Origin of the sequence: Palleronia pontilimi (assembly GCF_016412875.1) — a bacterium.
Classification (GTDB): domain Bacteria; phylum Pseudomonadota; class Alphaproteobacteria; order Rhodobacterales; family Rhodobacteraceae; genus Palleronia; species Palleronia pontilimi.
Map to the genome: position 1 here is coordinate 13,358 of NZ_JAEKPD010000004.1, position 26,882 is coordinate 40,239.

Here is a 26,882-nt window from a genome sequence, read left to right on the forward strand (position 1 = left end):
GTAGGATGGCTCTGGAACTGATGTCTTCGACGCTAGGACTTGTCCTTATCCTCGGATTCGCGCGGCCTGAAGAACGACAGCCCCTGCCGCAGGCCCCGACCGGCCCGTTGCGCTTCGTCAAGGATCCCGGGCTTGCGGGTTTCCACGCGCAGGCGGTTGCGCTGCGCCATCAGCGCCTCGCCCAGCTGGGCCGAAATCCGGTGGCGCAGGGCGTCCAGGTTCCAACTGGGATCGACCAGCGACACTGGCACCGGGTGCAATCCGCCATCCGCGACCTCGCGCGCGACGGCTTTGACGATTTCGGTCACACGCGCCATGGCGACCTCGTCCAGCAGGTTCTCGGGGAAGGGCCAGCCCGCGACGATGGCGTCGACGCAGGTGACGACCGGGATCACGGGCGGCATGCGCCGCGCCGGACGCGTTGCGAAATGATCGTAGAACCGGGCCAGCGTGGCGCGGTCGATCTCGCGCGCGGGGCGGTTCGCCCGGATCGTCCAGAGCACCAGGTCGGCCGCCACCAATTCCTTCAGCACCGCGTCCGTGACCCGCTGGGTGCCGTCCAGTCCCGGCAGGTCCAGGAACAGGACCGCCACGCCGTCGATGTCGCCCACATGGGTCCGGGCGTGCTCGGTCGTGGGGGCGGCGTCGGTTTCGGCGACGTCCGCACCGACCAGCGCGTTGATAAGGCTGGACTTCCCGGCGCTGACCTGTCCCGCCACGGCGATCCGCAGGGGCTTGTCCGGCGACGCGAGGCGGTCCAGATCCGCCTCGCCCGCGGCGCGGCGCAGGCCCAGAAGCTCGGCGTCCGAGAACCGCAAGCGCCCGGAATAAAGATCGACCGCAGCGACCGCGACCTCTTCCAGCAGCAGCCCCTGCAGAACCGCCGTGCCCTCTTCGGTCACCAGCGACGCGTGGCCTTCGGCGATCACACCCTCGACCTCGCGCAGGATCGCGACGGGCAGGGACTTGACCGCGCGATAGACACGCCACGCCGTCCTGCCGTGGACGGCGGCGTGCCGGGCCACGTGGCGATAGTTCCACAGCCGCACCAGCGTGCCGACCCGAACGCTGTCCACGAAGGGCACGCGGTCGCGCAGATCGGCGCGCAGGCGCACGGCGACCCGGTCCACCAGCAACAGCGCCTCGGGCACCGAGAAGTCCAGCACCCCCTTGCCCCGGTGCCCCGACGCGTCGGCGACCCGGCGGATGACCTCGAGCGCAACGGGCTGAAGCTGGTCCCAGGGCAGGGGCTCGGACGTCCGCTCGTCGATGAACAGGCGCGCGGCCTCGAAGGCGCGCCGGTCGCTTGCGGACCAGTCCGGATCGATCCGGGCGCGCAGTTTCTCGGGCGGGGGCGCGTCGGGCTCGGCGCGGCGACGCTGCCACCACGCCAGGGCCAGCCGCACCAGCCGCAGCGCGCCGCCGAAGCTGATCGACGTCACAATGAACAGGATCAGCCAGCCGTGCTCGACCATCCAGGCGAAGCCCGCCACCAGGGCGACCAGGAACGGCAGGGCCAGCGCTGCCAGCGCCAGGACGTTGTCCAGCCGCAGCAGCCAGGTGCGAAGCCGCTCAATCCGTGTCATGGGACGACCGCTTGAAGGCGTTGGCGTAAATCTTGCGCAGCGCGGCCTCGTCCGGGGGGGATCCCGCGGCCGCGCCGTGCAGGAAATAGGCGGCCGCGCGCCCCAGCGCGTAGGTCGCGGCGAAACTGATCGACCCCGCGGCCGCCGCGCCGACGGTCTGGCCCACGACCGGGATCAGCTTGGTCAGCTGCCGGACCCCGTAGCTGAGCGTGAAGCGCGCGCCCGCCCCCAGGCCCAGCGCCGCCAGGAACGCCGCCGCGGTCTTGCGGTCCCAGGCGACGCCGTAATGCTGGCCCAGCTCGCGCAGCATGGCAAGCTGGGTCGCGGGGACCGACACCGCGCCGATCAGCGGGGCGACGTCCGACGATCCGGCGACCCCGGAATAGAACAACACCCGCCTGCGCACTTTCAGAAACGCCGCTTCCTCGGCGGTCGCGGCACTGTCGTGCGCCAGCAGCAGGCCCGCCGCCGGAAGCGCGTCCAGAAGCAGCGCCCGCAGCCGGTCCAGATCTTCCGCGTCCGGTCCCGTCTCCGGGGCCAGCGACAGCGCGGCCACCGGCAGGTCGCGCCCCGCCGCCCTGTCGATCGCGGCCTTGATGGACGCCTGCGCCCGGCCGAGCGCCTGGGGGTCGGCGATCAGGTCGGTGCCCGTCAGGACCAGGATCGCCGGGGCCTTTCGGTCCTGACGCATGACCTCGTGCAGGGCATCGGCGACCGCGCCCTGCACCGGATCGTCCAGCCGACACACCACCAGCACCACGTGGCTGCGCCCGCGACACTCGGCGATATCGGCGGTGGGATCGTATCCCACCTCGCCAAGGCCGCGGGTGTCGAGAAACCGCACCAGCGGCTGGTCGGGCGGGAAGTCGTAGCTTTGCGACCGGGGCGTGCAGGCGCGGAAGCCGTCGCCGATCTCGACATCGGTCTGGTCGGTCAGCACACGCACCAGCGACGACTTGCCCGCGCCGGTCTTGCCCAGCAGCCAGACAACGGGAAGGGCTGCGTCCGGGACATGATCGGGCGGCGGGGGCGGGCCACGTCTTTTGAAGATGTTCAGCACTCAATACGGCTCCTGGGTCCCAGGCGATTGGCCTGCCCTACATTCCGCCACCCCACGCCGCAGTTCAATGGCTGACATCATCCGCCCACGGGTCGGCTGCGCCACGCCGTCCGTGCGTCATGGCGCCTTCCCGGTCCCGGCAGACGCAACGACCGCAAGGGCAATTGCTTTCGATCAAGTCCAAAGGCGCCAAGACACGGCCAGACTGCGTTCGGGCATCGCGTCGGGGTTTCGCAGCATGGCACATCTTCTCCAGGGACTCTCTCTCGGCACCTCGGGCGTCGACGCTGATCCGTCTGCGCATCGCCATGGACCGGACATAGGCCCGCCCCACCGCCCGACCTTCACGCCCTCGCCGGGAAATTCCCGAGGCCGACCGGGATGAGGACGCGGCGCGCGGTTCTTCTGGGGCTGGGCGGCCTGGCACTTGGGACCGCGGGTTATTCGGCGGGGGCGTTCCGCGAAGCCCGTGCGCAAGCCGACACCCGGCTTTTCGGGCGCAGCGACCTGATCGAGACGCGCGCGGGCGCACTCGAATACGCGGTTGCCGGAAATGGGCCACCCGTCATGATGATCCACGGTGCCGGCGGCGGCTTCGACCAGGGTCTCTTGTTCGCGGCGGCATTGCGCCGCCGCGGCCACCGGATCGTCGCGCCGTCCCGGTTCGGCTACCTGCGCAGCGCCCACCCCGATGACGCGTCGCCCGCGCACCAGGCGGACAGGCTGGTCGACCTGCTCGACCATCTGGGGATCGAGCGTCTGGCTGTGATCGGCGGGTCGGCAGGTGCCCTGAGCGCGGCCGAATTCGCCCTAAGACATCCGGATCGCTGCTCGCACCTGGCTCTTCTGGTTCCGGCGGCCAACCTGACCGGGCGCGATCCGGTCGAATTCACGGCGCTGCAGCGGTTCGCCGCGGGGGTCGTCCTCGGCTCGGATCTGGGCTTCTGGGCGCTGATGCGCGCGGCCCCCGGACAGATGATGCGGACGCTGCTCGCCACCGATCCCGCGCTTCTTGGCGAAGTGGCCGCCGACGAACGCCGCCGCGCGCAGGCCATACTGGCCCAGATCTTTCCCGTCAGTCGCAAGATCCACGGCCTCCGGACCGATGGCTTCTGGGCCCGATCGCCTTCGCCCACGGCCTATGAGCGCATCGCGGTGCCCACGTTGATCGTCTCCTGCGCGGATGACCTCTTCGGCACCGCCGACACGGCGCGGCATCTGGCAAGGCGCATTCCCGGCCCCGAGCTGGTCGTGTATCCCACCGGCGGGCATATCTGGCTTGGTCGCGACGCCGAGATCGCGACGCGTCTTTCGACCTTCATCGCCCCCGAAACTGCGGCTGTTCCGGGACGCGATCCATGATCCGCATCCCACCGCGCATCGCGACAGGCGCGGGGGTCGGCTTTCGCGCGAAATCCCCTGCAAGTGCCTGGGATCGCTTGCTGATCGCCGGGCGCCCCGGGCCGTCGCGCGCCTGACGCCGTTGTGATTGCAACGCCCGGTGCGCTGCTTGCCAAGCGCGCCGGGCGCCCTGTAAGTGTCGATCATGCAGGACTTCATCACCCCCCAAACGGCGCGCGCATCCATCTCACCGGCGATGGCCACGGGCCGTGGCAAGGGACCTCAAGCGACCGACGACAGGGGGCCAACCACGCGCGCCGACACCCGTGCATCCACCGGCGCAACGACCGTCTGCGGGCCCAGCCGATGACCCGGTTCGCATGCGGCGTCGCGGGGTCGCTTGTGGTCGCGGGCTCCGTCGCGGCGCTGTCCCAGGGATCGTCCCAGCCAGATCGCGTGGCCCTTCGCGCGGACGCGCCCGGGGTCGTATCGCGCGGGGCCGAAATCTATGCGACCCACTGCGCCAGTTGTCACGGCGCGGACCTGGAAGGGCAGGCCGACTGGCAAACGCGCGGCCCGGACGGACGCCTGCCCGCGCCGCCGCACGATGCCAGCGGGCACACCTGGCACCACGACGCGGACACGCTGTTCCGGCTGACCAAATACGGCGTCGCCCGGATGATCGGTGATCCGGACTATGCGTCGAACATGCCCGCCTACGAAGACGTGCTGACGGATGACGACATCGTCGCCGTCCTCAGGTACATCAAGTCCACCTGGCCGGAAGAGATCCGGGCCATGCACGATGACCGCGAGCCGCGCGAGTGACCCGGGCCTGTCCCACCGCTCCGTCACGCAATCCCGCCATCACGGCGACTCCGACACCCCGATCCAGTCCCCCGGTGAGCCCATGACCTTTTCCCTGCCCATGACCCGACGCGGCGTTCTGGCAGGCGGCGCTGCGCTTGCGGCAAGCCTGACGCGACCCGCGACCGCCCGGGCGGCGACGCCGTCGATCCTGCGCGCCGTGCCGTCCACGGCGCAACTGGCCCCGGATGGCTATCCCGCGACGCCGGTCTGGTCCTACGCGACCGACGGCGCGGGCATCGTCCCGGGCCCCGAGCTGCGGGTGAAAGCGGGCGACCGGATCACGCGGCGCCTGGTCAACGACCTGCCGCAATCGACCGCCGTGCACTGGCACGGCATCCGGATCGACAACGCGATGGACGGGGCCGCACCGCTGACGCAAGCCCCCGTGCCCCCGGGCAAGACGTTCGACTACGACTTCGTGGCCCCCGATCCCGGAACCTATTGGTACCATTCCCACGATCGCGGCTACGAGCAGGTCGCCCGCGGATTGGCGGGCCCGCTCATCGTCGAGGATCGAACCCCCTGGCTGGGCGAAGACGGTGCCGCGACGCGCGAAATGACGCTGGTGCTCGACGATTGGCTGCTGAACGCCGACGCCGCCCTGGTGGAGAATTTCGACAGCCTGCACGCGGCCTCGCACGCCGGGCGGCTGGGCAACACGGTGACCGTGAATGGCACCGCCTATCCGGACCTTCCCCTGCGTCCCGGGGAACGGGTGCGCCTGCGGCTCATCAATACGGCGACCGCGCGGGTGATGCCGATTTCCTTCGGCGGCCTGCGGGCGCGCCTGATCGCGCTCGACGGGCATCCCGTCGCCCCCCGCGCGGTCGATACCGTGCTTCTGGGACCCGCGCAGCGGGCGGATGTGGTGATCGACGCCGCGTCGGCGCAGGATGCGCGGGGTTCCCTGCTGCTCGATCCGGGCAATGGCGGCGCGGTCGAGGTGGCGGGCTTCCCGAACCAAGGCGATCCGATGGCGGGGACGCAAGACGATGTGCGGCCCCTGCCTGCGTGGGGCAACCTGCCGACCCCTGACCTGGCCGATCCCCAGCGCGAGACGCTGCTGATGGAAGGCGGCGCCATGCGCGGCTTTTCCGAGGCGACATATGACGGCGAGACCCTGGGTTTCCGCGAGCTGGCGTCGCGCGGCATGGTCTGGGCCTTCAATGGCATCGCCCACGGGATGGATGCGCCGATGTTCCGCGCCCCGCGCGGTCGCACCGTCCATCTGAGCATGACCAATCGCACCGCCTTCGCCCACGCGATCCACCTGCACGGCCACCATTTCCGGATCGAGTCGAAGACCGCCACGGCCGAAACCCACGGCGATATCCGCGACACCGCGCTGGTGGGCCCGGATGAAACGCTGGAAGTCGCTTTCGTCGCCGACAACCCGGGCCGCTGGATGATCCATTGCCACATGCTGGAACACCAGCAATCGGGCATGATGGGCTGGTTCGACGTGGCCTGACCCGGCACCCGCCCGACCGGCGACGCCGGATCGCGGGAGCTCCTGCTGCGCGCCGCGCATCGCCGCGCCCAGCGTCGTGGGACCCCGCGCGTCGGCTGCGTCAAATCCACCGTGCATTGCCGGACCTTTCCCCATCCCACCGTCCCGGACGCCACGGCCCAGCTGACCCTGGCGGCGACGGCAATCAACCTGAAGGCGAAGCTCCGCGAAAAGAGCCTGCGCCGAATTGCTGCCGATGCAGCGGTTGCCCGCCGCAGCCTCCGGTCTATTTCGGTAAAAATGTAGATAATTTCAGCGTCCTGCACGATCTTAACGCGATCGGCGAACGAATTTCAGGGACAGACGCCAAGGGAGAGACGAAATGAACGATACCCCCAGAAGACCAAGCGACGCACCGGGATATTGGAAGGCCAATGTCCGTACTATCCTCGGTTGTCTTGCCATCTGGGCGCTGGTCAGCTTCGGCTTCTCGATCCTGCTGCGCCCGGCGCTGGCGGGGATCGAGTTCGGCGGCACCGATCTGGGCTTCTGGTTCGCCCAGCAAGGCTCGATCATCACGTTCCTGATCCTGATCTTCTTCTACGCCTGGCGGATGAACAAGCTGGATCGTCAATACGGCGTGGAAGAGGACTGAGAGCATGGACCAGTATTACCTGAACCTCATCGCCATCGGTGGCTCCTTCGCGCTTTATATCGGCATCGCCGTCTGGGCGCGGGCCGGATCGACGGATGAATTCTACGCCGCGGGACGCGGCATTCATCCCGTCACCAACGGCATGGCCACGGCGGCCGACTGGATGTCGGCGGCGTCCTTCATCTCCATGGCCGGTCTCATCGCGTTCAACGGCTACTCGGCCTCGGCCTACCTGATGGGCTGGACCGGCGGCTACGTGCTGCTGGCGCTCTGCCTTGCGCCCTACCTGCGCAAGTTCGGCAGCTTCACGGTGCCCGAGTTCATCGGCGACCGTTACTATTCGCGGACGGCCCGTTTGGTGGCGGTTCTGTGCCTGATCGTGGCCTCGCTGACCTACGTAATCGGCCAGATGACCGGCGTGGGCGTCGCGTTCTCGCGCTTCCTGCAGGTGGAAAACGACACCGGGCTCTTCATCGGGGCAGGGGTCGTGTTCTTCTACGCAGTGCTGGGCGGCATGAAGGGCGTGACCTACACCCAAGTCGCGCAATACGTCGTGCTGGTCTTCGCCTACACGGTGCCCGCGATCTTCATCTCGCTGCAGCTGACCGGCAACCCGATCCCGGGCCTGGGCCTGTTCAGCGAGTTCGAGGCGACCGGCGAGCCGCTGCTGACCACGCTCAACAAGACGCTCGCCGATCTCGGCTTCGCGTCCTACACCGAGCAGGACAGCGACCCCTCGGCGATCATCAACATGACGCTGTTCACCCTGACGCTGATGATCGGCACCGCGGGCCTGCCGCACGTGATCATCCGCTTCTTCACAGTGCCGAAAGTCAGCGACGCGCGGCTGTCGGCGGGCTGGGCGCTGGTCTTCATCGCCATCGTGTACCTGACGGCTCCGGCCGTGGGCGCCATGGCGCGGATGAACATCATGTCGACGATCTGGCCCGGCGGCACGGGCGAAAACGCCCAGGCCATCGAGCTCGACGCGCTGCCGCCCTGGTTCGAGAACTGGGGCACCACCGGCCTGCTGGGCTGGGAAGACAAGAACGGCGACGGACGGCTGCAGTATTTCGACAGCGACGGCGACACGCTGCCGCCGGTGGCCGTGGCCAGCGGATCGGACGAGAACGAGCTGACCAACTTCAACCGCGACATCCTGGTGCTGGCCAATGCCGAGATCGCGCGCCTGCCATCCTGGGTGATCGCGCTGGTGGCGGCGGGCGGCATGGCGGCGGCGCTGTCGACGGCGGCGGGCCTGCTCATGGCAATCTCGTCAGCGGTCAGTCACGACCTGATCAAGCGGTCGATCAATCCCAACATCTCGGACAAGGCCGAGCTCATGTGGGCGCGCGGATCCATGGCTGCGGCGATCGCGGTGGCGACGTGGCTGGGCCTGAACCCGCCGGGCTTCGCGGCGCAAACGGTGGCGCTGGCCTTCGGGATCGCGGCGGCGACGATCTTCCCGGTGCTCATCATGGGGGTCTTCACCCACCGCGTGAACAACAAGGGGGCCGTCGCGGGCATGGTGTCGGGCCTGGTCTTCACCGTGGTCTACATCTTCCTGCACAAGGGCTGGTTCTTCGTGCCGGACACCAACCAGTTCGCCGACACGATCGAAGGCGCGCTGTTCGGGATCCAGTCCACGGCCATCGGCTGCGTGGGCGCGGCGATCAACTTCATCGTGGCCTTCGTGGTCTCGGCCCAGACCGAGGACACGCCGCAGGAAATCCGCGACATGGTGGAAAACGTGCGCGTGCCCCGCGCGGCCTGACGCCTGATGACGGAGAAATCCGAAGCGGGGCGCCACATTGCGGGCGCCCCGTTTCTCTTATCTCTGATTGTGATACCGCCCTAGAAGACGTCGCTGAACCGCTCGGGGATGCGGTAAAGCCTGTCGGATCTCGCCGGACCCCAGATATACTGATTAGTAAACTTCTCTCGCTGTTCCAGCATCTTCGCGCGGAACGCAGGTAGATCGACATCAACACCTTCGAGCGTGTTCTGCTCAAGGATGTCCCGATATTTGTCGAGCGTCTTGTACCAGCCGTGATCGGTATCAAAGTGCCCGTCGCGCGCCACCACGTCTTCGACCAGTGCGCGACGGCTGGCGGCATATCTTTCGATGGTGTCGGCGTCGCAATACTTGAGATGCAAAGTAAACAGACCGTCGGGCAAGGTCCGTGGGCCCAACGAATTGCGATGCCCGCCGGGAGCAAAAGTGGCCGGGGAGGCGACCAGAACGGGCTTGCTGTAATTTGCATTCGGCCGGAACGTCCGCCTTCGCGAAAGGATCTTGTCATCGGGACCCAAAGGCAGAGGCTCGATTTCGGGCAGATGCACGAGTTCGAGGCAGAGCGGCGAGATGTTTTTCGGGCCCTTGGTTCCGTCCCCATAGGTCTTCGCCACATAGTCAGGCACGCTGACCGCGTGGTCGGGGTCCGCGATCACGATCTCATCCACGTCGCTGACGATCATCCAGTGAAAGAATTCCAGAAGTCCCGAGGCGACGCTGCTCATGGCTCGGAACCGTCGCCGTTCGAACTTGTACATTTTCCCATCGCGCGGGAGGTTGATCACATTTGCCTTCGCGGCAATCTCGCGGTGGCGCGGATCATTCCCATGGCTCAGCAGATACAGATTCTCGGGTCCGATCTGTACGGACCAATAGTCGTACCATCTGCGCACAAGATCGTAGTCCTGGTAGGCCATGGTAACAACGCCAAGGAAGTCTTTCATGGCCGGACCTCACGCCGAGTGCACTTCAACAGCCCCAAGCAAAGCGACCGAAAGAGCTGCAGTCCAGCCAGCAGGCAGGATTACCGCGCGAGCGCTGCGCGAAAGTCACGCAGCGGATCGGCAGTCAGGTCCGGACGCCTGAGAACATCTCGGCCCATTCCGCCCGCTGGTCGTCGGTGATCTTGCTGAACAGATTCTCCGGCACGCTGAAGGCGTGGCCCGCGGGCAGATGCGTCAGCGCGGCGGCCACGTCTCCGGGCCACGCATCATCGGTGTCGAGCGCCGTCAGCATCGCCCGCGCCGCGTTCGGGATGAACGGCGCCGACAGAATCGCGTAAAGCCGGATCAGGTTCAGCGACAGCCGGATGATCGCCGCCGCCCGGTCCGGATCTTCCTTGAAGGCGGCCCAGGGCGCGGTGGATTGCAGGTACTCGTTGCCCGCGACCCAGATCGCGCGCAGCTCTGCCGCCGCCTTGCGGACCTCGATCGCCTCCATATGCGCCTGGTAGTTTTCCAGCCGGACCTGCAGATCGGCGATCAGCGCCTCTTCGGCCGGGCCAGGGACCCCGCCCTGCGGAACCTCTTCCCCGAATTTCGACCGGCAGAACTTCGTCACCCGGCTCACGAAATTGCCCAGAGTGTCGGCCAGGTCCTTGTTCGCCGCGCCTTGGAAGCTGTCCCAGGTGAACTCGGCATCGCTGGTCTCGGGCGCGTTGCGAAGCAGCCACCAGCGCCAGTAATCGGCGGGCAGGATCGACAGCGCCTGGTCCATGAACACGCCGCGCCCCTGGCTGGTCGAGAACTGGCCGCCATCGTAATTGAGGTAGTTGAACGACTTGATGTAATCGACCAGCTTCCACTGCTCGCGGCCGACACTGTTCGCGCCCATGATCGTGACCGGGAAGGACAGGGTGTGGAACGGCACGTTGTCCTTGCCCATGAATTGAACGTATCGCACATCTTCGGCGCCCGCATCGGTGCGCCACCAGCGATACCAGTCCTTTTGCGACAATCCGCGCGCATCGGCCCATTCATGCGCGGCGGCGATGTACTCGATGGGCGCGTCGAACCAGACGTAGAAGACCTTGCCCTCCATCCCCGGCCAGTCCTCGGTCCCGCGCTTCACGGGCACACCCCAGTCCAGGTCCCGCGTGATGCCGCGATCCTGCAGCCCGTCGCCGTCGTCCAGCCATTTCTTGGCAATGGACGTGGTCAGCACCGGCCAGTCGGTCTTGGAATTGATCCAGTCGCGCAACTGATCGCGCATCTGGCTTTGCTTCAGGTACAGATGCTTGGTCTCGCGCTCTTCCAGGTCGGTGGACCCCGAGATCGCCGAGCGGGGATCGATCAGGTCGGTGGGATCCAGCTGCTTGGTGCAGTTCTCGCACTGGTCGCCGCGCGCCCGCTCGTAGCCGCAATTGGGACAGGTGCCCTCGATATAGCGGTCGGGCAGGAACCGCCCGTCGGCCTTGGAAAAGACCTGCGTCTCGGACCGCTCCTCGATCAGGCCCGCCTCGTACAGCCGACCCGCGAAATACTGCGTCAGGTCGCGGTTCTGCTCGGATGACGAGCGTCCGAACTGGTCGAAGCTCAGCCCGAACCCGTCGCTCAGATCCTTCTGAACCTGCCACATCTCGGCGCAGTATTCGGCCACCGGCTTGCCCGCCTTGGCCGCCGCCAGCTCGGCGGGTGTGCCATGCTCGTCGGTGGCGCACAGGAACATGACCTCGCGGCCCCGCGCGCGGCAGTAGCGCGCGTAGAGGTCGGCGGGCAGCTGGCTGCCCACGAGGTTGCCCAAGTGCTTGATCCCGTTGATATACGGTATGGCCGAGGTGATCAGGATGCGGTCCATGATGGCTCCGGTGGCTGGCGGATGTCGCGCCTCATACCCCAGCACCGCGTCAAGGGCTAGCGCCTGCGCCGCCGGATCAGGCGACCGATGGTGAAGGACGTGCGCGGGGTCGCCACGAAAGCCGTGCGCGTCGCGGCGGGACGGTCGCGCATCCGCGCCACGCCCCAGACGATCAGGCCGATGTGGACGAGCGACACGAACACGAACATGGCCGCGGGCCCGAACGCGCCGATGAGGACCGACACCAGGTAGGGCGACACGACCGCCCCGCAGGCATAAAGGAACATCAGCGCCGCACTCAGCTCGACGCGCTCGTCGTCGGTGGCGTAGTCATGGGCGTGGGCGAGCGAGATCGAATAGATCGGAAACGTCGCCAGCCCGAACAGCCCCGCGCCCAGCATCACCGCCGCCACGCCGCCCTGGGCCAGCGCCACCGTCGCCGCGCTCGCCGCGATCCCGGCAGCGGAAATCCCGATCAGCACGTGGCGCCGGTCGAAGCGGTCCGCCAGCCAGCCCGCGGGGTACTCGCTCAGCGCGCCGCCCAGCACGAAGGCGGCCAGGAACAGCGCGATCAGGTCCGCGCTCAGCCCCACCTCCACGCCGTAGATCGGCCCGACCATGCGAAAGGCGGCCGCCGTCAGCCCTGCGACGACCACCCCCACGGCCCCCAGCGGCGACCGGTCCCACGCCAGTCGCGGCCGCAACCGCGGCGCGCCCGCGACGGGCGGCTGGGGCAGGCGGGTCAGGGTCAGGGGCAGCAAGGCCGCGCAACAGAAGATGGCCAGCAGGGCATAGCTCACATAGGCGCCGGGCGTCAGCACGCCGATCAGAAGCTGCGCCCCCAGCGAGCCTACGATGTCGACGATCCGATAGATGCCCGTGGTCCGTCCGCGCGTCTCGTTCGTGACCTTGGCCTGCAACCAGGCCTCGACCACCGTGTAGCTGCCCGCGATGCACAGGCCCGACATCACGCGGAAGACGGCCCAGGCATAGGCATTTTCGACCAGTACATGGGCCAGGATGCCGATGACGCCCAGCGCGGTGAAGGCCGCGAAGCTGCGCGAATGGCCGATGCTGCCCATCAACCGCGGGCACCACCAGCAGCCCAGCATGAAGCCCGCGAAATGCGCCGATCCCAGAAGGCCGACTTCGGCCGCAGTGAAGCCCGCGCCCAATCCCGATATGGCGTCCAGCGGCGCGATTCCGCCCGAGCCCAGCTGCAGCAGGATCACCGACGCGAACAGCGCGGCGAACGAGATCATCAGCCGCATCGCGTCGCCCGCCCCATGGATCGTTCCCTGCCTTCATCTTTCCCGAAATACCTCGGGGGGTGAATTGGCCGCAGGCCAAGAGGGGGACCGCGTCCCCCTACCGCCCCCGGGTCTCGAACCGCGGCAGCATCGCCGAGAAATCCTTGCTCGCCCCGTCCTCGCGCTCGACGAAATCGGCGTAAAGATCGCGCGCCGCCAGCCCCAGCGGCGTGTCCGCATCCGCCGCCTCGGCCGCCTGCTGCGCCAGCCGCAGATCCTTCAGCATCAACTCGGCCGCGAATCCCGGCTGATAATCATGGTCCGCCGGGCTGTCGGGGCCGATGCCGGGGGCCGGGCAATAGACGTTCATGCTCCACGAATAGCCCGACGACGTGCTGACCACGTCGAACATCGCCTGGCGGTCCAGTCCCAGCTTGTCGGCCAGTGCGAAGGCCTCGCAGGTGCCGATCATGGTGATCCCGAGGATCATGTTGTTGCAGATCTTGGCGGCCTGCCCGTTGCCCGATCCGCCGCAATGCACCGCCTTCTGGCCCATCACGTCGAACAGCGGCTTGGCCTTGGCGAAGCCGTCGGCATCCCCGCCCACCATGAAGGTCAGCGTGCCCGCGCGCGCGCCCCCGGTGCCGCCCGAGACCGGCGCGTCCAGCGCCAGCAGGCCCGCCGCTTTCGCGTCCTCGGCCACCGCGCGGGCGCTTTCCACGTCGACGGTCGAGCAATCCAGCAGTACCGCGCCTTCGTCCATGGCCGGGATGATCTCGGCGGCCACGTCCCGCAGGATGGCGCCGCTGGGCAGCATGGTGACCACGACCTCGGCGCCGCGTGCCGCGTCCGCCGCCGATCCCGCTTCTTCGAGCTTGTCCGAGCCCACGCCCGCCACGTCGAAGGCTTGGACCTCGTGGCCCGCATCCGCCAGGTTCTCGGCCATGGGCCGCCCCATGTTGCCCAACCCGATGAAGCCGATTTTCATGTCCTGTCTCCTTCAGTCAAAAGGCGCGCCCAGCGGCGCGAGCATGGCGTCGATTTCGGCTTGCGTCACGTCGGCAATGCCCGCGTGCTTCCACTTCGGGGCACGGTCCTTGTCGATCACCGCCGCGCGGATGCCCTCGACCAGATCGCCCATGGGGATCGCCCGGTGGGTGGCGCGGTACTCCATGGCCAGCGCGTGCTCGATCGTGCCCGCGCCGCGCACGTCGCGCACCAGGTCGATGGTGACGCAGGCCGAAAGCGGCGACACCTTCCCCAGCGCGTCGATGGTCTTCAGCGCGAAGGGCGTGTCCGCGGCGTTCAGACTGGCCAGGATCTCGTGAAGGCTGGCGCCCGCGAAATGCGTGTCGATGTCGCCCGACAGCCTGGCCAGCGCGCTGTCTCCGGGCCGGGCCGACAGCTCCGACAGGATCGTGGGGGATCCGCTGTCTTCCAACGTCGCAATGGCCCCCGCCCAGTCCGTGCGCGGCACGAACGTGTCGGCGAAGCGCGCCCACAGCGCGTCGGCGGGCCCCATCCGGTAGGCGGTCGTGCCGAGGTATTCGCCCGCGTGGCCCGGCGCGCGCGCCAGCAGAAGCGATCCGCCCACATCCGGCACCAGCCCGATGCCGCATTCGGGCATGGCGATGCGGGAATTCTCGCACACGACGCGGTGGCTGGCGTGACAGCCAAGCCCCACGCCGCCGCCCATGGTGAAGCCCTGCATCATCGTCACGATCGGCTTGGGATAGGTCGCGAGCTTCGCGTTCAGGCGGTATTCGTCACGCCAGAAGCCGCGCGGCGCGTCCAGGTTGCCCGCCTTCGCGTCCTCGTAGATCGACGTGATGTCGCCGCCCGCGCAGAACGCCTTTTCGCCCACCGCGTCGATCACCACCAGCGCCACCGCGTCGTCGCGGGCCCAGCCGTCGATGGCCGCCTCGATCTCAAGGCATTGCGCATGGGTCAGCGCGTTCAGCGCCGCGGGGCGGTTCAGGGTGATGCGGCCCGCGCGGCCCTTGATGCGGATATCGGTGTCGGTCATGGCTTCAGCATATGGCGCGCCGTGATCAGGCGCATGATTTCGTTGGTTCCTTCCAGGATCTGGTGCACGCGCAGGTCGCGCACGAGCTTCTCGATCCCGTAGTCGGCCAGGTAGCCGTAGCCGCCATGCAGTTGCAGGCATTGATCGACGATCTTCGAGCCGGCTTCGGTCACGAATTTCTTGGCCATGGCGCAATGCTTGGTGGCGTCGGGGTGGCTCCGGTCCAGCATCCACGCGGCCTGCCGCAGGAAGGTGCGGGCGGCCTGAAGCTCGATCTCCATGTCCGCCAGCCGGAACTGCAGCGCCTGGAAGTCGGACAGCTTGCGGCCGAACGCGCCGCGCTCGCGCATGTAGGTCAGCGTCTGGTCCAGCGCCGCCTGCGCCGCCCCCAGCGAGCAGGCCGAGATGTTCAGCCGTCCGCCATCCAGCCCCGACATCGCGTATGTGAAACCCTGGCCTTCGTCACCCAGCAGATTTTCGGCCGGAATATTGCAATCGTCGAATTGCACCTGCCGCGTGGGTTGCGACCGCCAGCCCATCTTGTCCTCGAGCCCGCCGAAGGACAGGCCGGGGGTGCCGTCCTCGACCACCACCGCCGAGATGCCCTTGGGCCCGTCCTCGCCGGTGCGGCACATGACGACGTAAACATCCGAATAGCCCCCGCCCGAGATGAAGGCCTTGGTGCCGTTCAGCGTGTAGCCGTCATTGGTCCGCGCGGCCCGCGTCTTCAGCGCCGCCGCGTCCGAGCCCGAGGCCGGTTCGGTCAAGCAATAGCTGAGCACGCTGTCCATCGTCATGGCACCCGGTAGCATCCGCGATTTCAGCGCGTCCGATCCGTAGCGGTCGATCATCGACGCGCACATGTTGTGGATCGACAGGAACGATGCGACCGACGGGCAGGCCATGGACAGCGCTTCGAAGACCAGCGTGGCGTCCAGCCGCGTCAGCCCCACGCCGCCCGAATCTTCGCTGACGTAAAGCCCGCCGAAGCCCAGCTCGGCGGCCTTCGGCCACAGATCGCGCGGGATGGTGCCGTCCCGTTCCCACGCGCGCGCATGGGGCGCGATGTGATCCTGCCCGAAGGCGCGGGCCATGTCGAAGATGGCGGTCTGTTCGTCGCCCAGCGCGAAATCCATGGTCTGTCCTAGGTCTTTGGCAGGTATTCTTCGGTCAACATGCGCACCACTTCGATCAGCGCGTCGGCTTCGACGGCGCCCGCGTCGATGGCGGACTGGTAGGTCGCGCGCTGGCGCGTGGCCGAATTGCCCGACGCAAGGATGTCGCGCAGCCCCGCCACCTCGTCCGCGCAGCCCAGCGCCAGGGCGTCTTCTTCCAGGATCGTGATCAGCTCGTCCACCAACTGCCCCATGGGCACCAGCGTCTTGCGGCCGAAATCGATCATCCCTTCGTCGCAGCCATAGCGCTGCGCGCGCCAGCGGTTCTCGTTCAGCAGGAAGTTGTCGTAGATCCGCCAGCGCTGGTTCTTTTCCTTCAGCCGCCACAGCATCCGGAAGATGCACTGGATCGTGGCAGCCACCGACAGCGTGTGGTCCAGCCGGGGCATCACGTCGCAGATCCGGGTTTCCAGCGTGGGGAAATTTGCTGACGGGCGCAGGTCCCACCAGATCTTCGATCCGTCCTCGATCAGGCCGGTGTCGATCAGCGTGTCGACCGAGCGGCGATAGGCGCTCCAACCTTCAAGACGGGGGGGCATGCCGGTGCGGGGCAGGTTGTCGAAGACCCCGATCCGGTAGGAATTCAGCCCTGTGTCGCGGCCCTGCCAGAAGGGCGACGACGCCGACAGCGCCAGCAGGTGCGGCAGGAAATAGACCGCCTGGTTCATCAGGTCGATGCGGTCATTTTCGTCCGGGATGCCCACGTGGACATGCATCCCGCAGATCAGCATCCGGCGACCCACGGCGGCCAGGTCGCGTTTCAGGATGTTGTAGCGCTCGCGGTCGCGGTGGTGCTGGTGCGCCCAGTCGGCGGTGGGATGGCAGGCGGCGGCGATGGGCTTCAGGCCGAAATCGGCAGCGATGTCCGAGACGGTCTTGCGCAGATGGGTCAGATCGGCGCGCGCCTCGTCGATCGACGCACAGACCTTGGTGCCGATCTCGATCTGGCAGCGCAGGAATTCGGGCGCCACCTGGTCGCCCAGCGCCTCGGACGCGGCGTCGAGCATCTCGTCGGGGGCGTCGGCCAGCAGCAGGGTGTCGGCGTCGACAAGAAGGTATTCCTCCTCGATCCCGATGGTGAAGGGGGCATCGGTCATGGGGGAGATCCTTTCAAGACCTGCTCCAGCCGCGTCAGCAGCATGGCGTTGTCCAGCCGCGTCTCGGCCGTGTGCCGCGCGGCGCGGGCCATGCTGGCGCAATCCGCATCCAGCGCGTCGCGGATAAGCCCGGTATAGGTGTCGACATCGTGCTCGTCGCACAGCCAGCCGTTCACGCCGTGCTCGACAATCTCGGGGATGCCCGCGTGTCGCGTGGCGATCACCAGGCATCCGGCCGCGAGCGCCTCCTGGATGGCGGTCGGCTGCCCCTCGGTATTGCCGTCTGCAGCGGTGACCGAATGCTGCAGGAACACCTGCGACGTGGCAAGCGCGTCGCGCACCACATCGTGGGGCTGCGCGCCGTCGAACCGCACCCGGTCGGCGACGCCCAGTTCATGGGCCAGCGCCTGCGCGCGGGCCCGGTCCGGCCCGTCGCCGATGAACCGTAGGCTAGCATCGGGGGCATCGCGGGTCGCCTCGGCGAAGGCGCGCAATGTCAGCAGGCTCGACTTCTTCGGCACCATGCGGCCCACCGCAAGATAGCTGCGCGGCGTCTTCCGGCCTGGCGTGAACCGGCGCGTGTCGACGCCCGAGGGGATGACATGGCTGTTGGGATGCGTCAGGCCGTGTGCTGCAAGGTTGTCGAGCAGGAATCGGCTGACCGCGACAACCCCGCTGAGGCGGGGCATCATGCGCGCATAGCTTTGACGACGACGCGACTTGCCCAGTTCGTAGCTGGCATCGGACCCCCGGAAATAGGTGAAGATCGGCAGCGACAACTCCTGCGCGATATCGGTCATCAGGATCGCCTTGGTGCCGAATTCCGACAGGATGACCGACACGCCGTTGTCGCGCAGGAACCGCTTGATCGACGCCTTCTCGGCTCCGTAGGGGATGTTGCCGGTGCCCTCCCGCAGGCGCAGCAGGGTCCGGCGGAAGGGCGCCGCCGCCTTCCATCCGGGTGTGCCGGTGAAAGTGCCGCGGTCGAAGACCGGCTTGTCATAGGGATTGCCGGTGACGGTATTGGCCACGACGCAGGTCCGGCCGCCGAACAGGTGCTGGATGTGCCGGTTCACGAAGGTCTGCCCCGGCATGTGGTAGGTGCCGACGACGATCGCCGCCGTGGTATCATCCATGGATCTGCATCGTTCGTAGCCTTTCGCCTGGATCGGTCTGCCGATAAGAAGACAGCTAGACGGGAAGGCGGGTCGGCTCAAGACGCTGCGGTATGGGAGAAACCGGATGGGGCTGAGAAAACGAGCACGGCTTTTTCTGCGGGATCGAGGCTATCCATTGCCGCGGTTTCTTCTGCGCGAGAAAGAGTTGTTCGCGCGGCATGTAACAAACAGTCTGACGCGGCGCGACATAGTGATAGATCTGGGTGCGCATATCGGGCTGATGTCTCAGGAATTCGCGCGCCGAGCAGGACACGTTCATGCCTTCGAACCTAACCCGGCGACGTTCCAGCAACTTTGCCACAATACTCGTAATTACAGCCGGATCACTCCGATCAATGCTGGCGTTGACGCCACGGCGGGGACTGCGAAACTCTATTTTGATGTGAGCGAAGAACAGCCGTTCTCGCAAGGAGCGACGTTGATAGAGAACAAGAGCAATGTGAAGGATCGACAAGGAACGGACGTAAAGATCGTCCGGCTGAGCGATTTCATTCTGTCACTCGACCAGCCAGTAACAATGATAAAGATGGACATTGAGGGCGCCGAATACCGTGTAATCGCGGATCTCCTGGAGAGCCCCGCCATGGACCTGATCGGCAAGGTCTGGGCTGAACCACACGAGGACCGTATTCCCGGCTTAGCCGAAGATCGCGCGCGCATAGAAGCTCGCATCGCGGAGTTGGGTTACGGCGAGAAATTTTCTTTCGACTGGCATTAAGGAAAGGCCGCACGGGCTCGTGGCGTGGCGGGCTCTGCCCACGCCTCTCATTGCCAATCCACAGAAAGTGTGTCGGCCGTTCCGGGATGATGCTCACTCCATGGCCTTGAAGTTGAACTCGCCACCTTCCTTGATGCCCGACGGCCAGCGCGCGGTGACCGTCTTTGTGCGCGTGTAGAAGCGGAAGGCGTCGGTGCCGTGCTGGTTCAGATCGCCGAAGCCCGACTTCTTCCAGCCGCCGAAGGTGTGATAGGCCAGCGGCACCGGGATCGGCACGTTGATGCCCACCATGCCGATATTGATGCGGCTGGCGAAATCGCGCGCGGCGTCGCCGTCGCGGGTGAAGATCGCGGTGCCGTTGCCGTATTCGTGGTCCATGGCCAGGCCCAGCGCCTCTTCGTAGGACTTGGCGCGGACGGTCGACAGGACGGGGCCGAAGATTTCCTTGCGGTAGATGTCCATGTCGGGCGTCACGTGATCGAAGAGATGCGGGCCGACCCAGAAGCCGCCCTCGTAGCCCTGGGGGGCCGCCATGTCGCGCCCGTCGACGACCAGCTTCGCGCCCGCGTCGATGCCGGTCTGCACCAGCCGGTGGATGTTTTCGCGCGCGGCGGCGGTGATGACCGGGCCGTAATCCGCGCCCTCGTCGGACCAGGGACCCACGTTCAGCTTTTCGATCCGAGGCACCAGCTTCTCGATCAGCCGGTCCGCGGTCTCGTCGCCCACCGGCACCGCGACGCTGATCGCCATGCACCGCTCGCCCGCGGCCCCGTAGCCGGCACCGATCAGCGCGTCGGCGGCCTGGTCCATGTCGGCGTCGGGCATGACGATCATGTGGTTCTTGGCGCCGCCGAAGCACTGCACCCGCTTGCCGTTTGCGCAGCCGCGCTCGTAGATATAGGCGGCGATGGGGGTGGATCCGACGAAGCCCACGGCCTGCACCGTCTGGTTATCCAGGATCGCGTCCACCGCTTCCTTGTCGCCGTTCACCACCTGCAGGATGCCGTCGGGCAGGCCCGCTTCCTTCATCAATTCCGCCAGCATCAGCGGCACCGACGGGTCGCGCTCGGAGGGCTTCAGGATGAAGGCGTTGCCGCAGGAAATGGCGGGCGCGAATTTCCACATGGGGATCATGGCGGGGAAGTTGAACGGCGTGATTCCGGCCGCAACCCCAAGGGGTTGGCGCATGGAATACATGTCGATGCCCGGACCCGCGCCGTCGGTGTATTCGCCCTTCAGCAGGTGCGGCGCGCCGATGCAGAACTCGACCACCTCGAGCCCGCGCTGCACGTCGCCCTTGGCGTCCACGAAGGTCTTGCCGTGCTCCTTCGACAGCGCCTCGGCCAGCTTGTCCATGTCGCGGTTCAGCAGGCGCACGAACTCCATCATCACCCGCGCGCGGCGCTGCGGGTTGGTGGCGGCCCAGTCGGGCTGGGCGGCGGCGGCGCTGGCGACGGCGGCGTTCACCTCGTCGACGGATGCAAGCGGAACCCTGGCCTGAACCTCGCCCGTTGCGGGATTGTAGATGTCGGCGAAGCGGCCCGAGCCGCCTTTGACATGGGCGCCGTCGATCCAGTGGCTGAGGTCTGTGGTCATCGCGTCTCTCCCTCGCGGTCTCGATTTCGAGCGCAGGGTAGTGAAGCGCGTGGGTGACGGAAAGCGCCACTTTGGGTGCGCCCGGAATTTCGTGCCGCCCGGCCCGCTAATCTCTTGACAGCAAAGGCCTTGCGCGCCGACGCTGAAGGGCGGCTCAAGGAAAGGATGCGCGATGAAGGTGAAACAGATCTTGCAATCCAAAGGCAGCGGAGGTGTCGAGACTGTCAAACCGGGATCGACCGTGTCGGCCGCAGCACAGATACTTTCCGAAAAACGGATCGGTGCGCTGATCGTGTCGCCCGATGGCCAGGCGGCCGACGGGATCCTGTCCGAACGCGACATCGTGCGCGAGCTGGGGCGTCGCGGCACGAGTTGCCTGGACGAGACGGTGGACGAAATGATGACGCGCGACCTTGTCGGCTGCGCACCCGATGACGATGCCGAAGCGGTGCTGACCAAGATGACCGAAGGACGGTTCCGCCACATTCCGGTCATGGACGGGGACCACATGATCGGCCTGATTTCGATCGGCGATGTGGTGAAGGCGCGCTTGTCCGAACTGAAGCTCGAACGCGACGCGCTGGAAGACATGGTCCGGGGCTACTGACGGGCTCTTGCAATCGGCGGCGCAATAATGTTGCGTAGCGCGACCTGACCGCCGGAGACCCTTGATGCGCATCGGACTTTATCCCGGAACCTTCGATCCGGTGACGCTGGGCCACATGGATATCATCCGCCGCGCCACGTCGCTGGTGGACGAGCTGGTGATCGGGGTGGCGATTAACCGCGACAAGGCGCCGTTGTTTTCACTGGAAGAGCGGGTGGCGATGATCGAAGGCGAATGCGGCCCGCTGACCGAGCAGACCGGCGTGAAGATCCGCGCCCATCCCTTCGAGAACCTGCTGATCGATTGCGCCCACGACGTGGGGGCGAAGACGATCATTCGCGGGCTGCGCGCGGTGGCGGATTTCGAGTACGAGTTCCAGATGGTCGGCATGAACCGTGTGCTCGACGATCGGGTCGAAACGGTCTTCCTGATGGCCGATGCCGAACACCAGGCGGTCGCGAGCAAGCTGGTCAAGGAAATCGCGCGGCTCGGGGGTGACGTCTCGCACTTCGTTCCCGCATCGGTGCATCGCGCCCTGAAGGCGCGGCTCGGCTAGAATTCCCCGGATGACGGCACTCTGTCTGCCAGGCGCGTCGTGACGGTCGCGTTGCGCTCCAGCGTGCGGTGGACCGGGCACTTGTCGGCAATCTCGAGCAGGCGCTGGCGCTGGTCATCGTCCAGATCGCCGGTCAGCGTGATCTCGCGCGCGAAGCTGTCGATCTTGCCGTCCGACGCCGCGGCGGTGTCCTCGAGATGGCGCTTTTCGTGGCTGACATCGACGCGAACATGCTTCAGCGGCCATTTCTTGCGCCGCGCGTACATGCGCAGCGTGATCGAGGTGCAGGCGCCAAGGGCCGCGTTCAGCAGACCGTAGGGCGTGGGCCCCCGATCGGTGCCGCCCAGGTCGCGCGGCTCATCGGCGCGCAGGCTGTGGCCGCCCGTCGAGATGTCCTGCAGAAATCCCTCCGTATCGGCCTCGGACACCCGCGTGATGCCCTCGGGTGCGGCAGCCGAGGTCTCGGGGCGGGGCGGATCCAGGTAGCGCGACACCCAGGCCGCGATGATGTCGGCCGCGTATTCCGCATCGTCGGGATCGGTGATCAGGTGATCGGCGGTGTCGAGCGTGACGAAGCTCTTGGGGTGCTTGGCCGCCATGAAAATCTGCGCGGCGTTCTCGATGCTGACGGTCTGGTCGCGCGGTGCGTGCAGCACCAGAAGCGCGCGGCGCAGGTTGGCGATGATCGGCTGCAACTCGGTCGCGGCGACATCTTCGACGAAAGCGCGGCCGATGCGGATCGGCCGTCCGCCCAGATCGACCTCGGCCTCGCCGTGTTCGCGGATGGCGTCCAGGGCGCCCTCGAAATTGTGGGTGACATGTCCGGGGTCGAACGGTGCGGCGATGGTGACGACGGCGCGCAGGCTGTCGATCTGGGGCGACGCCTTCAGCACGGCTGCGCCGCCAAGCGAATGGCCGATGATGATGTGCGGCGGCATGTCCATGGACGCCAGATGCCGTGCCGCCGCGACCAGGTCGTCCACGTTCGACGTGAAATCGGTGTTCGCGAATTCGCCCTGCGAATGGCCGAGCCCGGTGAAATCGAAGCGCAGCACGGCGATCCCTTCGGCCGCCAGCCGCCCGGCGATGCGGCGCGCGGCGGGGATGTCCTTCGAGCAGGTGAAGCAATGGGCAAAGAGCGCGGTCGCCCGCAATCGGCCGTCGGGGCGATCGAGCCGCGCGGCCAAGGTCTGGCCCGCGACGTTTTCAAAGGTCAGGCGTTCGGTGGGCATGACGTGTCCTTCCCGGCAGGGCCCGCCCAATGTGGCCCGCGGGCCGACGTCGGGGCAAGCCGCAATAGCGACTTGTCGTGCCGGGGCCGGGCGGTGTAAGGGGCGGTCCGGGGGCGATTAGCTCAGTTGGTAGAGCGCTTCGTTTACACCGAAGATGTCGGCGGTTCGAGCCCGTCATCGCCCACCATTGCTTCCGTGGCCACACATGGATTGCCGGGGATCAGCCCGCCAGGCGCGTTGGCGGCGCATTCAGGCCCAGCCGGGCGCGGATCTCGTCGATCAGCTCGATCTCGCAACTCACCGATTTCAGGAAGTGGCCATCCAGTTGCTCGGCATAGGCCGTGTCGACGTCCTTTCCGGTGAAGAGCAGCGTCGGCAATTCCCGCGCCGCCATGACATCTTCGGCGACCCCGTCGGGAAATTCGAAATCCAGCAGCAGCAGATCGAATTTTTCGGTGTCGAGCGCGTGGCGCAGCGCCGCGGCCGATCGCACCTGCACGCATTCGATTTCCGGACCAAGCGAGTGGGCGATCAATTGCCCCAGGCTGCCATCGTCCTCGGCATAGAGAACGCGCGGCCGGGCCTTTTCCGGGCCGGGCGGCGTCCCGTCGCGCGATGCCGGGGTGCGGTCCGGGAACGCGACGCGGAAGGTCGTGCCCTGTCCAAGCGTGCTGTCCAGCGAAATCCGGCCCTCCATCCCGTCCACCAGCACTTTCGTGATGTGCAGGCCAAGCCCGGTGCCGTCCTTGCGGCGCGTATCGGACGAATCGACCTGCAGGAACTGCTCGAATATCCGCGGCTGGTAGTCTTCGGGGATCCCCAAGCCCTGATCGGCGACCTCCAGGATGACCTCGCCGTTTTCGCGCCGCAGCTCGACCGTGACGGTGCCGCCCACGGCCGAAAACTTGATGGCGTTGGACAGCAGGTTGTTCAGGATCTGCTCGGCCCTGTGCAGATCGAGCTGCGCCACGGCGTCGGGCGCCAGGATGCGCTTGACGATCGTGACCCGCTGCTCGGGCAGGTAGTCGGACGCGTCCTCGACGATGGTGTCGACGATGTCGGCGACGTTCACCGGTTCCAGCACGAACCGCATCGAGCCGGTCTGGATCTTCTCGGCGTCCAGAATGTCATTGATCAGGTGCCCGAGCCGCTCGCTGTTGCGCTTCGCGATGTCGATCAGCTGAAGGATGCCGGACGGGATTTCGCTGCCGATCTGGTTGGACAGAAGCGTGATCGAGCCGCGCAACGAGGTGAGCGGCGTGCGCAGCTCGTGGCTGACGGTCGAGACGAATTCACCCTTGGCGCGCAGCATTTCCTCTTCGCGGGTGATGTCGCGATCGTGGCAGATCAGGCCGATCAGCCGGTCGCGGTCGTCGCGCATGGGAACCTTCGCGGAGGATATGGCGCGGGACGGCGCGTTCTCGACGTGGATCTCGCGGCGGAAATAGGCGATTTTGTCCGCCCCCAGCACCGACCTTTCCTGCGCGGCCGACGCTTCCGCTTCGCAAGACGGTCGGATCTCGGCCTCGCTTCGGCCGATCAGATCGCGCGCATGGACGCCCATCATGGCGGCGGTCGCGGCATTGGCGGCAAGGAAACGGCCATCGAGCGTCTTGGCGTAGATCGGGTCCGGCAGGGATTCGACCATGCGCCGATAGATCAGGTTCGTCCGCTCCAGCTTACGGCGCAACCATTCGCGGTGCAGCAACGATCCCGCCAGCAGGGTCCCCAAGAAAATGAAAAGGGTGGCCGGTGGCAGGGCCGCGGCCTGTTCCACATCGCGAAAGTCCAGGATCGGCACCACGATAAAGGCGATCAGGTAACCGGCCGTCGTCGCCGCCGCCAGAAGGACGCAGTCGGCATAGGTCGGGGGCTTGTCGCTGAGCAATTTGCGCAGCGCCAGCGACAGCGCGCCGATGCTCAGAACCGGGGGCAGGGCGACCAGCAGCGACGAGCCGGAATAGAAGAACTCCGACAGCAGGATGATCGCCGCGGCAGCCGCAAGTGCAAATGCGCCGCCGTAGAACGCGGCGCAGCCAAACAGCGCGGCCACCAGGTCCAGCGTGTAGCCGCCGACGACGACGACGGTCCCCAGTTTCGACACCTGGGCCGCCGCGCCCATGAGGATGCCGTACCCGACCTGGCCCCTGCGGGACGTCTCGGGGTTCAGGAAGCCCCAGAATATCGAGATGCAGACGATCAGGATCGCCAGCACAGCGATCTCGTTGAACAGGTATTGCCACATCACGTGACCCCCCAGGCAAGGTCGCGCGGGCGCGATGGCGGGTTGGATCCGGGCCGGGGGCGGAGGCGCGCGTCACACATGGCGCAGCCGGATCCGGCGTCGGTCCCAGATCGCGACCGCGAAGCTGCCGCCGCAGATGATGACCACGATCCCGACCTCTACCAACGGGCGGAGCCATGCTGAACCGGTGATCTCGGGCGCCGTCGTGCCGAAAGGCACTAGGGTCATGCCCGACATGGCCGTGAAGTGCAGCGCTGCGATGGACAGGGCGAAAACGATCGGACTGCCGAGAGTCCGGATCAGCCCGTCGAAGCACGCGTAAAGCAGGCAGGCGACCAGGCTCAGCCCCAGGCAAAGCGCCACCGCCAGTGCGACGAAACCGGTTTGCCACAGGATGGTCGCGCTGGTCCGATAGGCCTGGATGCCCGCGAAATGCATGAGGCCGACGGCACCCGTCAGCGTCACCGCCGCCAGCGCGGCGCGAAGCGGTGATGCATGGGCGTGCAGAAGCTGGAAGGCCGCCGCCGCGTAAAGCAATGCGGCAAGGCCCAGCGACAGCAGCGTCCAGCCCACCGAGATCTGCAGCTCGATCCCGTCCGAATAGCCCAGCAGCGCGCCGAAATGGGTGACCCAGACGGTGCTGGCTAGGGTTGCGACGCACAGCACGAACAGCCGCCTGCGCCGCTTGCCCGACGCGCGGTCCGTTTCGGTCAGAAGCGCGTAGCCCGAAAACGATCCCAGCCCGCAGATGAAGACGGACGCGACCAGCGACAGCGGGTCGTGCTGCTCGGTCAGGCAGGTTTGAATACTGTCGAAAAAGCTCATGTGGCCTCGTCTCATTGCCGATCGTCGGGGAGCGGACGTCGCGCGCGCGGCGACAGCGACATCCCCGCACGGGCCCGGATCGGACGCTGTGTAGCGCCGCTAGGCTAAGATTGTTCTAACGTTTCCCGCTCAATTGCCACGATTGGCGACCGCGGGCAGGGGGACGGCTTGCGCTTCGCCTTGAGCCAAGGTGAGATGGGCCATGCGCGTCATCGCCGATGCAAATCCCGACGATCTGGACCAGATCCGCGACCTGCATGCGGCCAGCTGGCGCGATGCCTACGCGCCGTTCGTGCCGGATGACGCCTTGGGCCGCCTCGATGCCCACATGGCGCAGCGCTGGTCGCGCTTGCCGTCCGGCTGCCTGTGCCTCTGGCAGGACGGAGCGCTGTCGGGGTTCGTGCGGATCAAATCGCGGCAGGGCTGGCCCTACATCGACAATCTGCACACCCGGCCCGACCTGCGCGGACAGGGCATCGGCGGCGTCCTGCTGGTGGCGGCGATGCAGCGGCTGGCCGAGCGCGGCGGGGCGCGCGTCTGGCTGACGGTGATCGCGGGAAACCGGCGCGCGCGCAGCTTCTACCGGCGCCACGGCGGCTGGGAAGGCGCCCCCATTGTCGAAGACGTTCTGTCCCATCCGACCGTCACCCGCCCGGTGATCTGGAACCGTTTGACGCAAGGACCTGCGAAAAACGCATAGCCCGCGGCCGATCGCGCTTGACGCCCAGCGGAGGCGTGCCTAGAACGCCCCTCACGTTCGGACGGGGTCCGGACGGGCAATGGGCGGTTGTAGCTCAGTTGGTTAGAGTACCGGCCTGTCACGC

At 66.9% G+C, this 26,882-nt stretch carries 23 protein-coding genes and 1 tRNA gene; 10 read left to right on the top strand and 14 right to left on the bottom strand.

The window, feature by feature from the left end; translation table 11 throughout:
* Window positions 1–32: 32 nt before the first annotated feature.
* Entirely contained in the window at window positions 33–1,586 is a 1,554-nt protein-coding gene (locus ILP92_RS18780) for a GTPase (protein WP_304623295.1), read from the bottom strand.
* A complete protein-coding gene (locus tag ILP92_RS18685) occupies window positions 1,573–2,646 on the bottom strand; it encodes a YcjF family protein (RefSeq protein ID WP_368667841.1) in 1,074 nt (357 codons plus the stop codon). The genes ILP92_RS18780 and ILP92_RS18685 overlap by 14 nt, the downstream gene beginning before the upstream one ends.
* Window positions 2,647–3,027: 381 nt before the next feature.
* Here ILP92_RS18685 and ILP92_RS05110 point away from each other — a divergent pair, with 381 nt between their 5' ends.
* The 5 genes from ILP92_RS05110 (at window position 3,028) to ILP92_RS05130 (ending at window position 8,736) form a co-directional block, all read left to right on the top strand.
* A complete protein-coding gene (locus ILP92_RS05110) occupies window positions 3,028–4,008 on the top strand; it encodes an alpha/beta fold hydrolase (protein WP_198915300.1) in 981 nt (326 codons plus the stop codon).
* 345 nt (window positions 4,009–4,353) lie between these two features.
* Window positions 4,354–4,815 carry a c-type cytochrome gene (locus tag ILP92_RS05115; protein WP_198915301.1) on the top strand — a complete coding sequence of 154 codons (462 nt, stop codon included), beginning with the start codon at window positions 4,354–4,356 and terminating at the stop codon, window positions 4,813–4,815.
* Window positions 4,816–4,897: 82 nt separating this feature from the next.
* Window positions 4,898–6,328 carry a multicopper oxidase family protein gene (locus tag ILP92_RS05120; RefSeq protein WP_198915302.1) on the top strand — a complete coding sequence of 477 codons (1,431 nt, stop codon included), beginning with the start codon at window positions 4,898–4,900 and terminating at the stop codon, window positions 6,326–6,328.
* 361 nt (window positions 6,329–6,689) lie between these two features.
* The gene (locus tag ILP92_RS05125; protein ID WP_198915303.1) at window positions 6,690–6,962 is read left to right on the top strand and encodes a DUF4212 domain-containing protein; all 273 of its coding nucleotides are present in this window, start codon (window positions 6,690–6,692) and stop codon (window positions 6,960–6,962) included.
* Window positions 6,963–6,966: 4 nt separating this feature from the next.
* Entirely contained in the window at window positions 6,967–8,736 is a 1,770-nt protein-coding gene (locus ILP92_RS05130) for a sodium:solute symporter family protein (protein WP_198915304.1), read from the top strand.
* An 80-nt stretch (window positions 8,737–8,816) separates the two neighbouring features.
* Here the strand turns inward: ILP92_RS05130 and ILP92_RS05135 are convergent, their stop codons facing one another.
* The 8 genes from ILP92_RS05135 to ILP92_RS05165 form a co-directional block, all read right to left on the bottom strand.
* Window positions 8,817–9,701, bottom strand: a complete 885-nt coding sequence (locus tag ILP92_RS05135) for a glycosyltransferase family protein (protein ID WP_198915305.1) — start codon at window positions 9,699–9,701, stop codon at window positions 8,817–8,819.
* 124 nt (window positions 9,702–9,825) lie between these two features.
* The gene (gene metG / locus ILP92_RS05140; RefSeq protein ID WP_198915306.1) at window positions 9,826–11,553 is read right to left on the bottom strand and encodes a methionine--tRNA ligase; all 1,728 of its coding nucleotides are present in this window, start codon (window positions 11,551–11,553) and stop codon (window positions 9,826–9,828) included.
* 56 nt (window positions 11,554–11,609) lie between these two features.
* On the bottom strand, window positions 11,610–12,824 hold the full coding sequence (locus ILP92_RS05145) for an MFS transporter (protein WP_198915307.1): 1,215 nt from the start codon (window positions 12,822–12,824) through the stop codon (window positions 11,610–11,612).
* A gap of 97 nt (window positions 12,825–12,921) precedes the next feature.
* Complete coding sequence (mmsB, locus tag ILP92_RS18425) at window positions 12,922–13,791, bottom strand: 3-hydroxyisobutyrate dehydrogenase (RefSeq protein ID WP_235971120.1); 870 nt, start codon at window positions 13,789–13,791, stop codon at window positions 12,922–12,924.
* 12 nt (window positions 13,792–13,803) lie between these two features.
* A complete protein-coding gene (locus ILP92_RS18430) occupies window positions 13,804–14,829 on the bottom strand; it encodes an enoyl-CoA hydratase/isomerase family protein (protein WP_235971121.1) in 1,026 nt (341 codons plus the stop codon).
* Window positions 14,826–15,965, bottom strand: coding sequence for an acyl-CoA dehydrogenase family protein (locus ILP92_RS05155; RefSeq protein WP_198915308.1), 1,140 nt, complete (start codon window positions 15,963–15,965; stop codon window positions 14,826–14,828). Before ILP92_RS05155 ends, ILP92_RS18430 begins: the two co-directional genes overlap by 4 nt.
* Window positions 15,966–15,973: 8 nt before the next feature.
* On the bottom strand, window positions 15,974–17,101 hold the full coding sequence (locus ILP92_RS05160; protein ID WP_198915309.1) for a carboxylate-amine ligase: 1,128 nt from the start codon (window positions 17,099–17,101) through the stop codon (window positions 15,974–15,976).
* Window positions 17,098–18,237: a glycosyltransferase gene (locus tag ILP92_RS05165; protein ID WP_198915310.1), complete on the bottom strand. Its 1,140-nt coding sequence runs from the start codon at window positions 18,235–18,237 to the stop codon at window positions 17,098–17,100. The genes ILP92_RS05160 and ILP92_RS05165 overlap by 4 nt, the downstream gene beginning before the upstream one ends.
* Before the next feature lie 106 nt (window positions 18,238–18,343).
* Here ILP92_RS05165 and ILP92_RS05170 point away from each other — a divergent pair, with 106 nt between their 5' ends.
* A complete protein-coding gene (locus ILP92_RS05170) occupies window positions 18,344–18,997 on the top strand; it encodes an FkbM family methyltransferase (RefSeq protein ID WP_198915311.1) in 654 nt (217 codons plus the stop codon).
* Window positions 18,998–19,090: 93 nt separating this feature from the next.
* On the opposite strand, the gene ILP92_RS05175 is transcribed toward ILP92_RS05170, so the two are convergent.
* A complete protein-coding gene (locus ILP92_RS05175; protein WP_198915312.1) occupies window positions 19,091–20,593 on the bottom strand; it encodes a CoA-acylating methylmalonate-semialdehyde dehydrogenase in 1,503 nt (500 codons plus the stop codon).
* A 172-nt stretch (window positions 20,594–20,765) separates the two neighbouring features.
* Between ILP92_RS05175 and ILP92_RS05180 the strand changes: the two genes are divergently transcribed.
* The gene (locus ILP92_RS05180; protein ID WP_198915313.1) at window positions 20,766–21,200 is read left to right on the top strand and encodes a CBS domain-containing protein; all 435 of its coding nucleotides are present in this window, start codon (window positions 20,766–20,768) and stop codon (window positions 21,198–21,200) included.
* A 64-nt stretch (window positions 21,201–21,264) separates the two neighbouring features.
* Entirely contained in the window at window positions 21,265–21,756 is a 492-nt protein-coding gene (gene coaD / locus ILP92_RS05185; protein WP_198915314.1) for a pantetheine-phosphate adenylyltransferase, read from the top strand.
* Here the strand turns inward: coaD and ILP92_RS05190 are convergent.
* Window positions 21,753–22,988 (bottom strand): bifunctional alpha/beta hydrolase/OsmC family protein, encoded by a 1,236-nt coding sequence (locus tag ILP92_RS05190; protein ID WP_198915315.1) that lies wholly within the window; start codon window positions 22,986–22,988, stop codon window positions 21,753–21,755. The two genes, coaD and ILP92_RS05190, sit on opposite strands and share 4 nt — an antisense overlap.
* Before the next feature lie 111 nt (window positions 22,989–23,099).
* Here ILP92_RS05190 and ILP92_RS05195 point away from each other — a divergent pair.
* Window positions 23,100–23,175, top strand: a tRNA-Val gene (locus tag ILP92_RS05195).
* Between the two features lie 33 nt (window positions 23,176–23,208).
* On the opposite strand, the gene ILP92_RS05200 is transcribed toward ILP92_RS05195, so the two are convergent.
* Together ILP92_RS05200 and ILP92_RS05205 are read right to left on the bottom strand one after the other, a co-directional pair.
* Window positions 23,209–25,233 carry an ATP-binding response regulator gene (locus ILP92_RS05200; RefSeq protein ID WP_198915316.1) on the bottom strand — a complete coding sequence of 675 codons (2,025 nt, stop codon included), beginning with the start codon at window positions 25,231–25,233 and terminating at the stop codon, window positions 23,209–23,211.
* A gap of 72 nt (window positions 25,234–25,305) precedes the next feature.
* Window positions 25,306–26,058: an MHYT domain-containing protein gene (locus ILP92_RS05205; protein WP_198915317.1), complete on the bottom strand. Its 753-nt coding sequence runs from the start codon at window positions 26,056–26,058 to the stop codon at window positions 25,306–25,308.
* Window positions 26,059–26,260: 202 nt separating this feature from the next.
* On the opposite strand from ILP92_RS05205, the gene ILP92_RS05210 reads away from it, so the two are divergent.
* Window positions 26,261–26,758, top strand: coding sequence for a GNAT family N-acetyltransferase (locus ILP92_RS05210; protein ID WP_198915318.1), 498 nt, complete (start codon window positions 26,261–26,263; stop codon window positions 26,756–26,758).
* The last annotated feature ends 124 nt before the right edge of the window (window positions 26,759–26,882 follow it).

Coding starts and splice junctions, on each gene's coding strand:
- ILP92_RS18780 (WP_304623295.1), bottom strand. CDS start 1,586: ATGACACGGATTGAGCGGCTTCGCACCTGGCTGCTGCGGCTGGACAAC.
- ILP92_RS05110 (WP_198915300.1), top strand. CDS start 3,028: ATGAGGACGCGGCGCGCGGTTCTTCTGGGGCTGGGCGGCCTGGCACTT.
- ILP92_RS05115 (WP_198915301.1), top strand. CDS start 4,354: ATGACCCGGTTCGCATGCGGCGTCGCGGGGTCGCTTGTGGTCGCGGGC.
- ILP92_RS05120 (WP_198915302.1), top strand. CDS start 4,898: ATGACCTTTTCCCTGCCCATGACCCGACGCGGCGTTCTGGCAGGCGGC.
- ILP92_RS05125 (WP_198915303.1), top strand. CDS start 6,690: ATGAACGATACCCCCAGAAGACCAAGCGACGCACCGGGATATTGGAAG.
- ILP92_RS05130 (WP_198915304.1), top strand. CDS start 6,967: ATGGACCAGTATTACCTGAACCTCATCGCCATCGGTGGCTCCTTCGCG.
- ILP92_RS05135 (WP_198915305.1), bottom strand. CDS start 9,701: ATGAAAGACTTCCTTGGCGTTGTTACCATGGCCTACCAGGACTACGAT.
- metG (WP_198915306.1), bottom strand. CDS start 11,553: ATGGACCGCATCCTGATCACCTCGGCCATACCGTATATCAACGGGATC.
- ILP92_RS05145 (WP_198915307.1), bottom strand. CDS start 12,824: ATGCGGCTGATGATCTCGTTCGCCGCGCTGTTCGCGTCGGTGATCCTG.
- mmsB (WP_235971120.1), bottom strand. CDS start 13,791: ATGAAAATCGGCTTCATCGGGTTGGGCAACATGGGGCGGCCCATGGCC.
- ILP92_RS18430 (WP_235971121.1), bottom strand. CDS start 14,829: ATGACCGACACCGATATCCGCATCAAGGGCCGCGCGGGCCGCATCACC.
- ILP92_RS05155 (WP_198915308.1), bottom strand. CDS start 15,965: ATGGATTTCGCGCTGGGCGACGAACAGACCGCCATCTTCGACATGGCC.
- ILP92_RS05160 (WP_198915309.1), bottom strand. CDS start 17,101: ATGACCGATGCCCCCTTCACCATCGGGATCGAGGAGGAATACCTTCTT.
- ILP92_RS05165 (WP_198915310.1), bottom strand. CDS start 18,237: ATGGATGATACCACGGCGGCGATCGTCGTCGGCACCTACCACATGCCG.
- ILP92_RS05170 (WP_198915311.1), top strand. CDS start 18,344: ATGGGGCTGAGAAAACGAGCACGGCTTTTTCTGCGGGATCGAGGCTAT.
- ILP92_RS05175 (WP_198915312.1), bottom strand. CDS start 20,593: ATGACCACAGACCTCAGCCACTGGATCGACGGCGCCCATGTCAAAGGC.
- ILP92_RS05180 (WP_198915313.1), top strand. CDS start 20,766: ATGAAGGTGAAACAGATCTTGCAATCCAAAGGCAGCGGAGGTGTCGAG.
- coaD (WP_198915314.1), top strand. CDS start 21,265: ATGCGCATCGGACTTTATCCCGGAACCTTCGATCCGGTGACGCTGGGC.
- ILP92_RS05190 (WP_198915315.1), bottom strand. CDS start 22,988: ATGCCCACCGAACGCCTGACCTTTGAAAACGTCGCGGGCCAGACCTTG.
- ILP92_RS05200 (WP_198915316.1), bottom strand. CDS start 25,233: ATGTGGCAATACCTGTTCAACGAGATCGCTGTGCTGGCGATCCTGATC.
- ILP92_RS05205 (WP_198915317.1), bottom strand. CDS start 26,058: ATGAGCTTTTTCGACAGTATTCAAACCTGCCTGACCGAGCAGCACGAC.
- ILP92_RS05210 (WP_198915318.1), top strand. CDS start 26,261: ATGCGCGTCATCGCCGATGCAAATCCCGACGATCTGGACCAGATCCGC.